Source organism: Shewanella sp. DC2-4 (assembly GCF_013248875.1).
Classification (GTDB): Bacteria; Pseudomonadota; Gammaproteobacteria; order Enterobacterales; family Shewanellaceae; genus Shewanella; species Shewanella oncorhynchi.
Genome location: NZ_JABRVR010000002.1, coordinates 3176785 through 3190749, shown reverse-complemented (window position 1 = coordinate 3190749; position 13965 = coordinate 3176785). Strand labels below are relative to the sequence as shown.

The following is a 13965-nucleotide window of genomic DNA, read 5'->3' as shown; positions in this document are numbered from 1 at the left end:
GCAGAACTCTATCTATCCCTATGATGAGTCTGTAACAATAGGTATAGCAAATCTGAGGAAAGAGGGGAGAGTTACAGAAAATTTATTTTGCTTTAGATACAAAAAAACCTCGCTTGGCGAGGTTTAAATGTTGGTACAGATGAGAGGACTTGAACCTCCACGCCCTTGCGAGCACCAGCACCTGAAGCTGGCGTGTCTACCAATTCCACCACATCTGCATGGCTATTCGATATTTCATCGAATTGACAATCTTAACACTGTGAATCTTAACTTTTGAACTGCAATTTGGTACAGGTGAGAGGACTTGAACCTCCACGCCCTTGCGAGCACCAGCACCTGAAGCTGGCGTGTCTACCAATTCCACCACACCTGCACTGTACCTATCGCAGTTCTCTAACATAAGTCGCTATCGCAACCCATTTAAAGATGGTGCCCGAACCCGGAATCGAACCAGGGACACGAGGATTTTCAATCCTCTGCTCTACCGACTGAGCTATTCGGGCGACGGGCGCAATTTAAAGGCTTTTCGGGTTTTGAGTCAATAGATTTTTACTAAATAACGGAAAAAGTGACTCAGTTGGATAAGATTTACACGAAAGTGTCATTTGTGTTGGTATTGAGGATATAAAAATAGCCAAACCACTATCCACACTGAGAACTTAGCGTTATCTATTTATGGCTTATCTAGGGTCACCAAGCAAAAAAATGCCCCTATTAAAGGGGCATTCTCGGTTAGTTTGATAAGATTTCATTGTTTGGGAAGTTAGCTTGCATTACCATGAGCACGTTTTGCTTCAGCTTGCTCTGACCTAATTCGCCATAAGCTTCTATCATTATCTCTAATGCCCGTTCATTTGAAGGGGTGCCAGGGTATGTTTCCATTACAGATTGTGCTCGGATTGCTGCGGCGCTCCATGCATTCATCTTGAGATAATACTCGGCAACTTGAATTGAATATTTTGCTAAGCGATTCTTCAACGCTAACATGCGTTTTTGCGCATCGGCGGCATATTTGCTGTTAGGGTAGGTTTTGATAAGACGATCAAAATCTTTGAAAGCATCTTGAGCATTTTTAGGGTCACGATCGGTTCGGTCGATATTAAGCATGTCGTGGAACATGTAATTGTCGGCTTGCATGTTCACTAAACCGCGCATATAGAACACATAGTCTACATCTGGATGAGTTGGATTAAGACGGATAAATCTGTCTATGTTCGCAATACCAGAAGCGACATCGTCCATTTTATAGTAAGCATATATCAGGTCTAACTGGACTTGAGTTTTGTGAGGTCCGAAGGGGAAGCGTGAGTCTAACGCTTCCAAAGAACGGACAGCTTTAGAGTAATTGCCAAGCTCCATAGAGGTTCTTGCCTGAGTATAAAGTACATCAGGTGACGTTTTGGCGGCAATATCGTTATCATCAGGGCTGCTGCTACAGGCTGATAACGCTAGTGAAAATAGGACTAAGGTAACGCCTTTGGAAAATTTATACATACTTGAATTCAATTCTTTTTAAGTTGTAGTTAAGAATTTTTCCATTTCACTATAAAATAGAAAACATCCGATTGTAACAGATAGCACACATTTTTTGACCCCTAAATGGGGATACGGTTCCTATGACACAAGAGATTAATCTAAAAAGCGAGATTTCGGCAACACAAACTGGACTGAGATTAGATCAGGCCCTAGCAGAGTTGTTCCCAGATTACTCGCGCACGCGCATCAAGGAATGGATCCTATCTGATGCAGTTTATGTTGACGGCGTTGTCGTTAATAAGCCCCGAGAGAAAGTTTATGAGCTGCAACAGATACTCATAGATGCCACTCTTGAAGAAGAAGTTCACGCAGCGGCACAGGCCATTGATCTGGATATCGTCTATGAAGATGACGACATTATTGTGATCAACAAGCAAGCGGGACTCGTGGTTCACCCTGGTGCTGGTAATGCCGATGGCACTTTGATGAATGCACTGTTGCACCATTGTCCCGATATTGAGCATGTACCACGTGCTGGTATTGTGCACCGTCTGGACAAGGATACTACAGGTTTAATGGTTGTAGCCAAAACCGTTGAAGCGCAAACCCATTTAGTTGCCGCCTTGCAGGCCCGTGAAATCACTCGTGAATACGAAGCGATTGTGATGGGGACTATGACAGGTGGCGGTACTGTTGATGAGCCGATTGGTCGTCATCCAACGAAACGTACTCATATGGCGGTGCATCACTCAGGTAAACCTGCAGTGACGCATTATCGTGTGGCGGAAAAATTCCGTAACCACACTCGTCTAAGATTGCGCCTTGAATCTGGTCGTACTCACCAAATTCGTGTGCACATGGAATACATAGGCCACGTATTAGTGGGCGATCCTGTGTATGGTGGTCGTCCAAAACCGCCGAAATGGGCCAGCCCAGAGTTTTTTGATATTCTGAAAAACTTCAAGCGCCAAGCGCTGCACGCTGTGCGTCTTGAATTAGCGCACCCTGTGAGTTGTGAAATCATGAGCTGGCACGCGCCAATTCCTGAAGACATGGTGATTTTGACGAAAGCACTGCGTCAAGACACGGTCGAGCATCCGATCGAGTATTTGTAAGTGTTTAATCACGATTGGCCTGTTCCCGCTAATGTTGGCATCGCTATGACAAATCGTCATGGCGGTGTGAGCGTGCATCCCTATGACAGTTTGAATCTTGGACTGCACGTCGGTGATGCGCCTGAGCTGGTGATGGCTAATCGTGAATTACTCTGCAAACAATTAGCGTTAACCGCCGAGCCTGTCTGGCTCGAGCAAGTGCATGGTACTCATGTGCTTAATTTAGATGCGCTGAGCTTAGCTCCTGCTGTGGATACACCGATTGCCGATGCCAGTTACAGCCAAACGGCTAGCCAAGTTTGCGCTATAATGACTGCCGATTGTTTACCTGTGTTGTTGTGTAATCAAGCGGGAACAGAAGTGGCTGCGGCCCATGCCGGTTGGCGTGGTTTATGTGATGGCGTGATTGAGGCCACCGCGGCGCAGTTTAGTTCACCTATGGATGAGTTGATTGCCTACCTCGGCCCGGCAATTGGTCCACAAAAATTTGAAGTCGGCGTTGAAGTACAGCAAGCCTTTTGTACTTTACATCCGCAGTCGGCAGCGTGTTTTATTCCAAGTGGTAACAAGTATCTTGCCGATATTATTGGCTTGGCTAAATTACGCTTGAGTTTACTCGGTATAAACCATATTTATAGCGCAGATATCTGCACAGTCAGCGACACGGATTACTTCTCTTATCGTCGCGATAAGGTGACGGGACGCATGGCTTCATTGATCTGGCTTAAGTCTTAAGCTAATTCCCCTACAGTTTGTATTTATTTGCGCGTTATTCGCTTGAATTTGGCTAAATAGCCCCCATCTTTTAACTAACGAAATGTAATACCAATCCTATTTAGATCTCTCCATTAGCGGTACTGATTTTAAAGCCACTAAATTGGCAAGATGTCCTGTGGATTGGCATATCTCTACTATATGAGTGTTAGGAGGCTGTATGCGACTCGATCGTATGACCAATAAATTTCAGCTTGCCATCTCTGATGCCCAGTCACTCGCACTTGGGCGTGATCATCAGTTTATTGAACCGCTGCATTTGATGATGGCATTGTTGAACCAAGATTCAGGTTCAATCCATCCCTTATTGACCCAAGCTGGCATTCGAGTGAGTGCGCTGCGATCGCTCTTGAGTCAAGAGCTGGAACGCTTACCTCAAGTCGAAGGTACGGGCGGCGATGTACAATTATCCCAAGGTTTAATCCGTTTATTAAATCTGTGCGATAAATTGGCGCAAAAGCGTAAAGACAAATATATCTCTAGTGAATTATTTGTATTAGCTGCGTTAGAAGGTGTCGATGCTCTTGCGCAAGCGTTGAAAAAAGCCGGCGCGACCAAAGAGTTGATGGAGCAAACCATTGAACAAATGCGTGGCGGCCAAAAAGTGGATGATCCGAACGCTGAAGATCAACGCCAAGCGTTGAAGAAGTTTACTATCGATCTCACCGAGCGAGCTGAACAAGGCAAGTTAGATCCTGTGATCGGCCGTGACGATGAAATTCGCCGCACGATCCAAGTATTACAACGTCGCAGTAAAAACAACCCCGTCCTTATCGGTGAACCGGGTGTGGGTAAAACGGCGATTGTTGAAGGACTTGCCCAGCGTATCGTTAATGGTGAAGTCCCCGAGGGCATTAAAAATAAGCGTGTCTTATCCCTCGATATGGGCTCATTGATTGCGGGCGCTAAATATCGCGGTGAGTTCGAAGAACGTTTAAAAGCGGTATTGAATGAGTTAGCGCAGGAAGAAGGTCAAGTGATCCTCTTCATCGACGAACTGCATACTATGGTCGGCGCCGGTAAAGGTGAAGGCGCAATGGATGCGGGTAACATGCTCAAACCTGCGTTAGCGCGTGGTGACTTGCACTGTGTGGGCGCGACCACACTTGATGAGTATCGTCAGTATATTGAAAAAGATGCGGCGCTTGAACGTCGTTTCCAAAAAGTGCTGGTGGATGAACCAAGCGTTGAAGATACCATCGCCATTTTGCGTGGACTGAAAGAACGTTACGAGCTGCATCACCATGTGGAAATTACCGATCCGGCGATAGTGGCGGCAGCGACCATGTCGCACCGTTATGTGTCGGATCGTAAGTTGCCCGATAAAGCGATCGATTTGATCGACGAAGCGGCATCAAGCATCCGTATGCAGATGGATTCAAAACCTGAGTCACTCGACAGGCTTGAACGTCGTGCTATCCAGCTCAAACTGGAGGAGCAGGCGTTAGCCAAAGAAAATGATGAGGCGAGTCGTCGCAGGCTTGATCATTTGCAAGAGGAATTACGTGACGTTGAAGCGAAAGCTTCAGAGTTGAACGAAATCTGGCGTACTGAAAAAGCCGCATTAGCGGGCACTCAGCACATAAAAGCCGATCTCGAACAGGCTCGAATGGACTTAGAAGTGGCGCGTCGTGCGGGTGATTTAACTCGGATGTCTGAGCTGCAATACGGTCGTATTCCTGAGCTTGAAAAACAGCTCGATTTGGCATCGCAAGCCGAAATGCAGGACATGACGTTATTGCGTAACAAGGTTACTGAGTTCGAAATCGCCGAAGTATTGTCGAAAGCGACGGGAATACCCGTATCGAAAATGCTTGAAGGCGAGCGCGAAAAATTACTGCAAATGGAAGTGGCGCTGCATGAACGAGTGATCGGCCAAAACGAAGCCGTCGATGCGGTTGCGAATGCGATTCGTCGTAGCCGCGCGGGTCTGGCGGATCCAAATCGCCCGATTGGCTCGTTCCTGTTCTTAGGCCCAACGGGTGTAGGTAAAACTGAGCTGTGTAAATCACTGGCGAGGTTCTTATTTGATACCGAATCGGCTTTAGTGCGCATTGATATGTCTGAGTTTATGGAGAAACACTCAGTATCGCGTTTAGTGGGGGCGCCTCCTGGATACGTAGGTTATGAAGAGGGCGGTTACTTAACGGAAGCCGTTCGTCGCAAACCTTATTCAGTGATATTGCTCGACGAAGTCGAGAAAGCGCATCCCGATGTGTTTAACATTTTACTACAAGTGCTTGATGATGGACGCTTAACCGATGGTCAAGGTCGTACTGTCGATTTTAGAAATACAGTGATCATCATGACCTCGAACTTAGGCTCCGACATTATCCAAGAAGGATTTGGTCAAGTGACCTATGCAGAGATGAAAGCGGCGGTAATGAATGTGGTCACTCACAGTTTCAGACCCGAGTTTTTAAACCGTATCGATGAATCTGTGGTGTTCCATCCATTGGATGCTGCCAATATCAAACGTATTGCTTCGATACAAATTGCTTCCTTACGCCAACGTTTGGCTGAAAAGGACTATACATTGGAGATCACCGACGACGCATTATCACTGATTGCGGAAATTGGTTTCGATCCTGTGTATGGCGCAAGACCGTTGAAACGGGCATTGCAGCAAGAAGTCGAAAACCCGCTGGCGCAGAAATTACTGCGTGGTGACTTGTTACCGGGTAAACCGATCAAGGTCAGTTGTGCGGGTGGCGAGTTAGTGTTCGAGCAATAACCTGTGACCAGTAGCTAGTAACTTAGTGTGTTGTTTGAATGCGATACGTTAATCACAAGCTTGAAGTTGGATATGTTTAAATAGGCGAACTGAAATAAGCGTTCTTGAATGAACGAGCTTGAAATAAACTATCTTGCAATAAGAGATAGAGCTGTTTTAGTCAGTATCGCTTCCGCTTCAAGCACTAAAACGAAAGGAGCTGAGTTTTTAACTCGGCTCCTTTTTTATTGCATCAGCTTAATCGTTCTTCATTAATGTAGTGGCATAGTGAATTTGGCTACTTCTTATCACAGAAGAGTTTGATTCTTTCCTGCTGTTGGGCAATCGAGGCTTGGCGATCCTCCTCAGTCATAGCGACAGATTCACCCGAATCGGAAGTTTGGCGGATAAGCTTAGTGTGCGTAGTGAGTATTTCTAAATTGTGTTTTGCACTCTCACAAATGGAGTTAGCCTGTTTGGCGTCTTTTTCTTTAATCAGTGCCGCTGACTTTTCTAATTCATTGGCTTTAGAAGTTGGCTCAACTTTCTTTATCGGCGCGATAAAACCGACTTTCGCCTGCTCTAAATCTTCACTGTAGAGTTTTGATGTTTTGATGCTTTCTTGTTGTGGGGCTTGCTGGCTGTAATGTGTCACCCCATTTTCATCGACCCAAGTATAGATAACGCCCGCAGAAACGGGGCCAATGAAAAGGCTGAGCCAGAGCCATCGATACAGTATTGTTCTGAACATGTTCACTTTTAACATCGAAATTATCCCTAACTGGTCTCTCATCGACATGATAATAAAATATGTTATCTTGAAAGCTAACTTCTCTTCACTGAACTAGCGTAATAAGTGTATGCAAAATTCTTCAAATCAAACAGTAAAGAATAAAGGTATCTATTTACTGCCTAATCTTTTTACGACAGCAGGATTGTTTTCTGGCTTTTATGCTGTGATAGCTTCCATGAATGCTAACTTTGAAGCTGCTGCAATAGCCATTTTTATAGCCATGATCTGTGATGGTCTCGATGGTCGAGTGGCAAGACTGACTAATACTCAAAGTGATTTTGGTGCCGAATACGACAGTATGGCGGATATGGTGTCCTTCGGAATGGCACCAGCACTACTCGCCTACAATTGGGCATTAGCCGACTTAGGTAAAATTGGTTGGTTGGCGGCATTTATTTATTGTGCAGGTGCGGCACTCAGGCTCGCTCGATTTAATACGCAAGTTGGCGTCGCCGATAAGCGTTACTTTCAAGGTCTCGCCAGCCCGGCAGCCGCAGCTGTTATTGCCGGCAGTATTTGGCTTGGTAATCAATATAGTCTCGATGGAAGAAACATCAGTTGGATTGCGGCCCTTGTTACTGCGGCAACCGGTTTACTGATGGTCAGCAATTTCCGCTATCACTCCTTTAAAGAAATTGACTGGCGTGGCAAGGTTAACTTTATCGTGATCTTACTGGTCGTCGGTGTATTTGTGGTGGTGTCAGTTCAACCTGCATTGATCTTATGTGTCGGCTTCTACTTATATGCGATTTCAGGCCCGATCATTACTATCAGAACGGTAAGGAAACTCAAAGTCGCGCATATTGTCGGTGATGATACGGTGACGAATGTCGAGATCAATCACTCAACCCAAGCTGCAGCACAAACACAAAGCGCTACAAGTATCGAAAAAGAGAAACAAGAAGAGTATAAATCTTAGGGCTCGTGCTTTTGATCAGTGCTTATCATTAGCTAGGTGCAAACAAGAGTAAGACATCACACTGGGCATAACGCTTTTAGAGGTTTGCTGATAGATATTACGAAAAATAGCTATCAACTTCTGTTTATGCCCATTCAATCTATTAAAACTCCAGCAATAGGCTATTCCTTCTGCCAAACTTATCAACCCAAACAGCGATATTGCTCAGTATTGCAGTATATTTCTGCAGTTTGGTGGTTATTTATTCGCTTGGCGCAGATTGTTAAAAAAGCCCTTGCACAAAAAGTTTCACTGCCTATAATGCGCATCCACTGACACGGCAGACAGCGTTAAGCAGCCTGGTGTGACAGTTCATTGATGAGTTTACTGATTGATGAGTGTTGAGAAAGTTTGTAAAAACTCCTTGACGCGAAACGGGAAATGCGTAGAATGCGCAGCCCTAGCCAACTGGAAACGTTCGACGCTCAGTGTGGTACTCACCTTCTCTTATGAGGTTGAGTTGCTCTTTAACAAGATAAAACAAGAAATCTGTGTGGACACTCACAGGTGTTGAGTTAATCGAAACTGCTTAGCCTTCGGGTTGGCAGTCAAAAATTTAAATCAATGTTTTCAAGTCATTCTCCTTAATGGGAAGCATGATTGAGTGTTCATAGTAATATGTACATACAGTAATGTATGAATTGAAACGCGATGCTTATTAGTGAGCAAAGCGAATCAAAACAGTAGAATTCATTGAGCCGCTGAAGTCGCAAGACGGAAGCAACAAAACTTTAATTGAAGAGTTTGATCATGGCTCAGATTGAACGCTGGCGGCAGGCCTAACACATGCAAGTCGAGCGGCAGCACAAGGGAGTTTACTTCTGAGGTGGCGAGCGGCGGACGGGTGAGTAATGCCTAGGGATCTGCCCAGTCGAGGGGGATAACAGTTGGAAACGACTGCTAATACCGCATACGCCCTACGGGGGAAAGGAGGGGACCTTCGGGCCTTCCGCGATTGGATGAACCTAGGTGGGATTAGCTAGTTGGTGAGGTAATGGCTCACCAAGGCGACGATCCCTAGCTGTTCTGAGAGGATGATCAGCCACACTGGGACTGAGACACGGCCCAGACTCCTACGGGAGGCAGCAGTGGGGAATATTGCACAATGGGGGAAACCCTGATGCAGCCATGCCGCGTGTGTGAAGAAGGCCTTCGGGTTGTAAAGCACTTTCAGTAGGGAGGAAAGGATGTAGTTTAATACGCTATATCTGTGACGTTACCTACAGAAGAAGGACCGGCTAACTCCGTGCCAGCAGCCGCGGTAATACGGAGGGTCCGAGCGTTAATCGGAATTACTGGGCGTAAAGCGTGCGCAGGCGGTTTGTTAAGCGAGATGTGAAAGCCCACAGGGCTCAACCTAGGAATAGCATTTCGAACTGGCGAACTAGAGTCTTGTAGAGGGGGGTAGAATTCCAGGTGTAGCGGTGAAATGCGTAGAGATCTGGAGGAATACCGGTGGCGAAGGCGGCCCCCTGGACAAAGACTGACGCTCATGCACGAAAGCGTGGGGAGCAAACAGGATTAGATACCCTGGTAGTCCACGCCGTAAACGATGTCTACTCGGAGTTTGGTGTCTTGAACACTGGGCTCTCAAGCTAACGCATTAAGTAGACCGCCTGGGGAGTACGGCCGCAAGGTTAAAACTCAAATGAATTGACGGGGGCCCGCACAAGCGGTGGAGCATGTGGTTTAATTCGATGCAACGCGAAGAACCTTACCTACTCTTGACATCCACGGAATTCGCTAGAGATAGCTTAGTGCCTTCGGGAACCGTGAGACAGGTGCTGCATGGCTGTCGTCAGCTCGTGTTGTGAAATGTTGGGTTAAGTCCCGCAACGAGCGCAACCCCTATCCTTATTTGCCAGCACGTAATGGTGGGAACTCTAGGGAGACTGCCGGTGATAAACCGGAGGAAGGTGGGGACGACGTCAAGTCATCATGGCCCTTACGAGTAGGGCTACACACGTGCTACAATGGCGAGTACAGAGGGTTGCAAAGCCGCGAGGTGGAGCTAATCTCACAAAGCTCGTCGTAGTCCGGATTGGAGTCTGCAACTCGACTCCATGAAGTCGGAATCGCTAGTAATCGTGGATCAGAATGCCACGGTGAATACGTTCCCGGGCCTTGTACACACCGCCCGTCACACCATGGGAGTGGGCTGCAAAAGAAGTGGGTAGCTTAACCTTCGGGGGGGGCGCTCACCACTTTGTGGTTCATGACTGGGGGTGAAGTCGTAACAAGGTAGCCCTAGGGGAACTCGGGGCTGGATCACCTCCTTACCTATACGACTAACTTAATGTTTGTTGAGTGTTCACACAGATTGCTTGTTTAGCTTCTCTTAGGAGAAGTCAGAGCTAAATGCGCCGCGAGCCGGTACGCATTGTTCTTTAACAATTTGGAAAGCTGATAGTATTTAATTGCATGAGTCTGTCATGTGATTAATTACAAAACGTTTAATGCGAAAGCATTGAACATGAGTTCTCAAACACTTTATTAAGTGTCTTGAATATTCAAAAGTAAATTATTCTTTATTGAATAGTTTACGTCTAAGGCGCGTCCACTTCTTTGGTCAGAAGTGAGACAAGTAAAACCAAGCTGGTCGCAATGCGACTCAGGTGAGTGAAACTCATTTGGGTTGTATGGTTAAGCGACTAAGCGTATACGGTGGATGCCTTGGCAGTCAGAGGCGATGAAGGACGTAGTAACTTGCGAAAAGCGTTGGCGAGCTAGTAACAAGCATTTGAGCTAACGATGTCCGAATGGGGGAACCCAGCAGCATAAGCTGTTATCGCAACATGAATACATAGTGTTGCGAGGCGAACGAGGGGAACTGAAACATCTAAGTACCCTTAGGAAAAGAAATCAACCGAGATTCCCCTAGTAGCGGCGAGCGAACGGGGATTAGCCCTTAAGTCAGTGGGGTGTTAGTGGAATGCGTTGGAAAGCGCAGCGGCACAGGGTGATAGCCCCGTACATGAAAAACTAACCATTGATGAAAACGAGTAAGGCGGGACACGTGACATCCTGTTTGAATATGGGGGGGACCATCCTCCAAGGCTAAATACTCCTGACTGACCGATAGTGAACCAGTACCGTGAGGGAAAGGCGAAAAGAACCCCTGTGAGGGGAGTGAAATAGAACCTGAAACCGTATACGTACAAGCAGTGGGAGCGGTTCTTGAGACCGTGACTGCGTACCTTTTGTATAATGGGTCAGCGACTTACATTTTGTAGCGAGGTTAAGCGAATAGCGGAGCCGTAGGGAAACCGAGTGTTAACTGCGCGTTTAGTTGCAAGGTGTAGACCCGAAACCCGGTGATCTAGCCATGGGCAGGTTGAAGGTTGAGTAACATCAACTGGAGGACCGAACCGACTAATGTTGAAAAAATTAGCGGATGACTTGTGGCTGGGGGGTGAAAGGCCAATCAAACCGGGGAGATATCTGGTTCTCCTCGAAAGCTATTTAGGTAGCGCCTCGAGCGAATACCATTGGGGGTAGAGCACTGTTAAGGCTAGGGGGTCATCCCGACTTACCAACCCTTTGCAAACTCCGAATACCAATGAGTACTACTCGGGAGACAGACGGCGGGTGCTAACGTCCGTCGTCAAAAGGGAAACAACCCAGACCGTCAGCTAAGGTCCCAAAGTACTAGCTAAGTGGGAAACGATGTGGGAAGGCTTAGACAGCTAGGATGTTGGCTTAGAAGCAGCCATCATTTAAAGAAAGCGTAATAGCTCACTAGTCGAGTCGGCCTGCGCGGAAGATGTAACGGGGCTAAGCTAGTCACCGAAGCTACGGGTGCACAGTTTACTGTGCGCGGTAGAGGAGCGTTCTGTAAGCCGTTGAAGGTGAAGGGGTAACCCACGCTGGAGGTATCAGAAGTGCGAATGCTGACATGAGTAACGATAAAGGGGGTGAAAAACCCCCTCGCCGAAAGACCAAGGGTTCCTGTCCAACGTTAATCGGGGCAGGGTGAGTCGACCCCTAAGGTGAGGCCGAAAGGCGTAATCGATGGGAAACAGATTAATATTTCTGTACTTCCGCTAACTGCGATGGAGAGACGGAGAAGGCTAGGCTAGCGCGGCGTTGGTAGTCCGCGTTTAAGGTGGTAGGTGGTGTTCTTAGGCAAATCCGGGGACACGTACTTTAATGTACACACTGAGAGCTGATGACGAGGTCCTAAGGGACTGAAGTAGTTGATGCCATGCTTCCGGGGAAAATCTTCTAAGCTTCAGGTTAGTGGGAATCGTACCCCAAACCGACACAGGTGGTCGGGTAGAGAATACCAAGGCGCTTGAGAGAACTCGGCTGAAGGAACTAGGCAAAATGGTACCGTAACTTCGGGAGAAGGTACGCTCCTGTTGGTGATGAGACTTGCTCTCTAAGCTGACGGGAGTCGCAGATACCAGGTGGCTGCAACTGTTTATCAAAAAACACAGCACTGTGCAAACTCGCAAGAGGAAGTATACGGTGTGACGCCTGCCCGGTGCCGGAAGGTTAATTGATTGGGTTATCGCAAGAGAAGCTCATGATCGAAGCCCCGTAAACGGCGGCCGTAACTATAACGGTCCTAAGGTAGCGAAATTCCTTGTCGGGTAAGTTCCGACCTGCACGAATGGCGTAATGATGGCCACGCTGTCTCCAGCCGAGACTCAGTGAAGTTGAAATTGCGGTGAAGATGCCGTATACCCGCGGCTAGACGGAAAGACCCCGTGAACCTTTACTATAGCTTGGCACTGAACATTGAACCTACATGTGTAGGATAGGTGGGAGACTTTGAAGTTGTGACGCTAGTCATGATGGAGTCGTCCTTGAAATACCACCCTTGTAGTTTTGATGTTCTAACCTAGGTCCCTTATCGGGATTAGGGACAGTGCCCAGTGGGTAGTTTGACTGGGGCGGTCTCCTCCCAAAGAGTAACGGAGGAGCACGAAGGTTGGCTAAGTACGGTCGGACATCGTACGGTTAGTGCAATGGCATAAGCCAGCTTAACTGCGAGACATACACGTCGAGCAGGTACGAAAGTAGGTCATAGTGATCCGGTGGTTCTGAATGGAAGGGCCATCGCTCAACGGATAAAAGGTACTCCGGGGGATAACAGGCTGATACCGCCCAAGAGTTCATATCGACGGCGGTGTTTGGCACCTCGATGTCGGCTCATCACATCCTGGGGCTGAAGTCGGTCCCAAGGGTATGGCTGTTCGCCATTTAAAGTGGTACGCGAGCTGGGTTCAGAACGTCGTGAGACAGTTCGGTCCCTATCTGCCGTGGGCGTTGGATGATTGAAGGGAGCTGCTCCTAGTACGAGAGGACCGGAGTGGACGAACCGCTGGTGTTCGGGTTGTCATGCCAATGGCATTGCCCGGTAGCTACGTTCGGAATCGATAACCGCTGAAAGCATCTAAGCGGGAAGCGAGCCCTAAGATGAGTCATCCCTAGGAATTTAATTCCTCTAAAGAGCCGTTCGAGACTAGGACGTTGATAGGCATGGTGTGTAAGCGTTGTGAGGCGTTGAGCTAACATGTACTAATGACTCGAGAGGCTTAACCATACAACCCAGATGGGTTTTACTGAAAATGTTCCAGACATTTTCTAGCACTTCCTCCTTCCATGGAGGTCGTACGAAAGCCTTAGACAGAATACAGATACTTGATAAAGTTTGAACTCAAACAAAGCAAATCAGCTTTCCGAATTATTATTAACGTGGTCCAGAGATGGACACGGTAATAAACAGAATTTGCTTGGTGACAATAGCCTTGTGGAACCACCTGATCCCATCCCGAACTCAGAAGTGAAACGCAAACGCGCCGATGGTAGTGTGGGGTCTCCCCATGTGAGAGTAGGTCATCGCCAAGCATCCAAATAAACGCCAAAGCCCTAGCCTAAACAGTTAGGGCTTTTGTGTTTATACGCTTTGCGAAAACCTATCTCGATGTCGGTCAATAAATGTTCCTCCAATATTGACACTTCCACCATCCATGGCGGTCGCCCGCCGCTAAGCGGACTCCCCAGCTACGAAGACAAGCTTCTTCGCGTTCAATCATGGCTAAATACTCCGTATTTATAGCGCGATGATTTCACCCCCATGTGAGAGTAGGTCATCGCCAAGCGCCTAATTATCTCATTGAGATGTAAC

General features: G+C 47.3%; 6 protein-coding genes, 3 tRNA genes and 3 rRNA genes. 7 read left to right on the top strand and 5 right to left on the bottom strand.

Going from position 1 to position 13965, the window contains the following annotated elements; genetic code table 11:
- Nucleotides 1–131: 131 nt before the first annotated feature.
- From HQQ92_RS14630 to HQQ92_RS14615, 4 genes are all read right to left on the bottom strand, one after another.
- Nucleotides 132–218, bottom strand: a tRNA-Leu gene (locus tag HQQ92_RS14630).
- A 68-nt stretch (nt 219–286) separates the two neighbouring features.
- A tRNA-Leu gene (locus HQQ92_RS14625) sits at nt 287–373 on the bottom strand.
- A gap of 54 nt (nt 374–427) precedes the next feature.
- A tRNA-Phe gene (locus HQQ92_RS14620) sits at nt 428–503 on the bottom strand.
- A gap of 229 nt (nt 504–732) precedes the next feature.
- A complete protein-coding gene (locus HQQ92_RS14615) occupies nt 733–1494 on the bottom strand; it encodes an outer membrane protein assembly factor BamD (RefSeq protein WP_105249967.1) in 762 nt (253 codons plus the stop codon).
- Between the two features lie 122 nt (nt 1495–1616).
- On the opposite strand from HQQ92_RS14615, the gene rluD reads away from it, so the two are divergent.
- From rluD to clpB, 3 genes are all read left to right on the top strand, one after another.
- Complete coding sequence (rluD, locus tag HQQ92_RS14610; RefSeq protein ID WP_105249966.1) at nt 1617–2591, top strand: 23S rRNA pseudouridine(1911/1915/1917) synthase RluD; 975 nt, start codon at nt 1617–1619, stop codon at nt 2589–2591.
- Entirely contained in the window at nt 2592–3326 is a 735-nt protein-coding gene (gene pgeF / locus HQQ92_RS14605; protein ID WP_173246332.1) for a peptidoglycan editing factor PgeF, read from the top strand.
- 199 nt (nt 3327–3525) lie between these two features.
- Nucleotides 3526–6099, top strand: coding sequence for an ATP-dependent chaperone ClpB (clpB, locus tag HQQ92_RS14600; protein ID WP_173246329.1), 2574 nt, complete (start codon nt 3526–3528; stop codon nt 6097–6099).
- A gap of 277 nt (nt 6100–6376) precedes the next feature.
- Here clpB and HQQ92_RS14595 read toward each other — a convergent pair whose 3' ends face one another.
- Nucleotides 6377–6844, bottom strand: a complete 468-nt coding sequence (locus HQQ92_RS14595; protein ID WP_173246326.1) for a DUF4124 domain-containing protein — start codon at nt 6842–6844, stop codon at nt 6377–6379.
- Between the two features lie 94 nt (nt 6845–6938).
- Here HQQ92_RS14595 and pssA point away from each other — a divergent pair, with 94 nt between their 5' ends.
- The 4 genes from pssA (at nt 6939) to rrf (ending at nt 13685) form a co-directional block, all read left to right on the top strand.
- Nucleotides 6939–7790: a CDP-diacylglycerol--serine O-phosphatidyltransferase gene (gene pssA / locus HQQ92_RS14590; protein WP_173246323.1), complete on the top strand. Its 852-nt coding sequence runs from the start codon at nt 6939–6941 to the stop codon at nt 7788–7790.
- Nucleotides 7791–8561: 771 nt separating this feature from the next.
- Nucleotides 8562–10108 (top strand): 16S ribosomal RNA (locus HQQ92_RS14585).
- A gap of 362 nt (nt 10109–10470) precedes the next feature.
- A 23S ribosomal RNA gene (locus HQQ92_RS14580) occupies nt 10471–13380 on the top strand.
- Nucleotides 13381–13569: 189 nt separating this feature from the next.
- Nucleotides 13570–13685: ribosomal RNA gene (gene rrf / locus HQQ92_RS14575) — 5S ribosomal RNA — on the top strand.
- The 16S, 23S and 5S rRNA genes sit together here, the layout of an rRNA operon.
- Nucleotides 13686–13965: the final 280 nt, after the last annotated feature.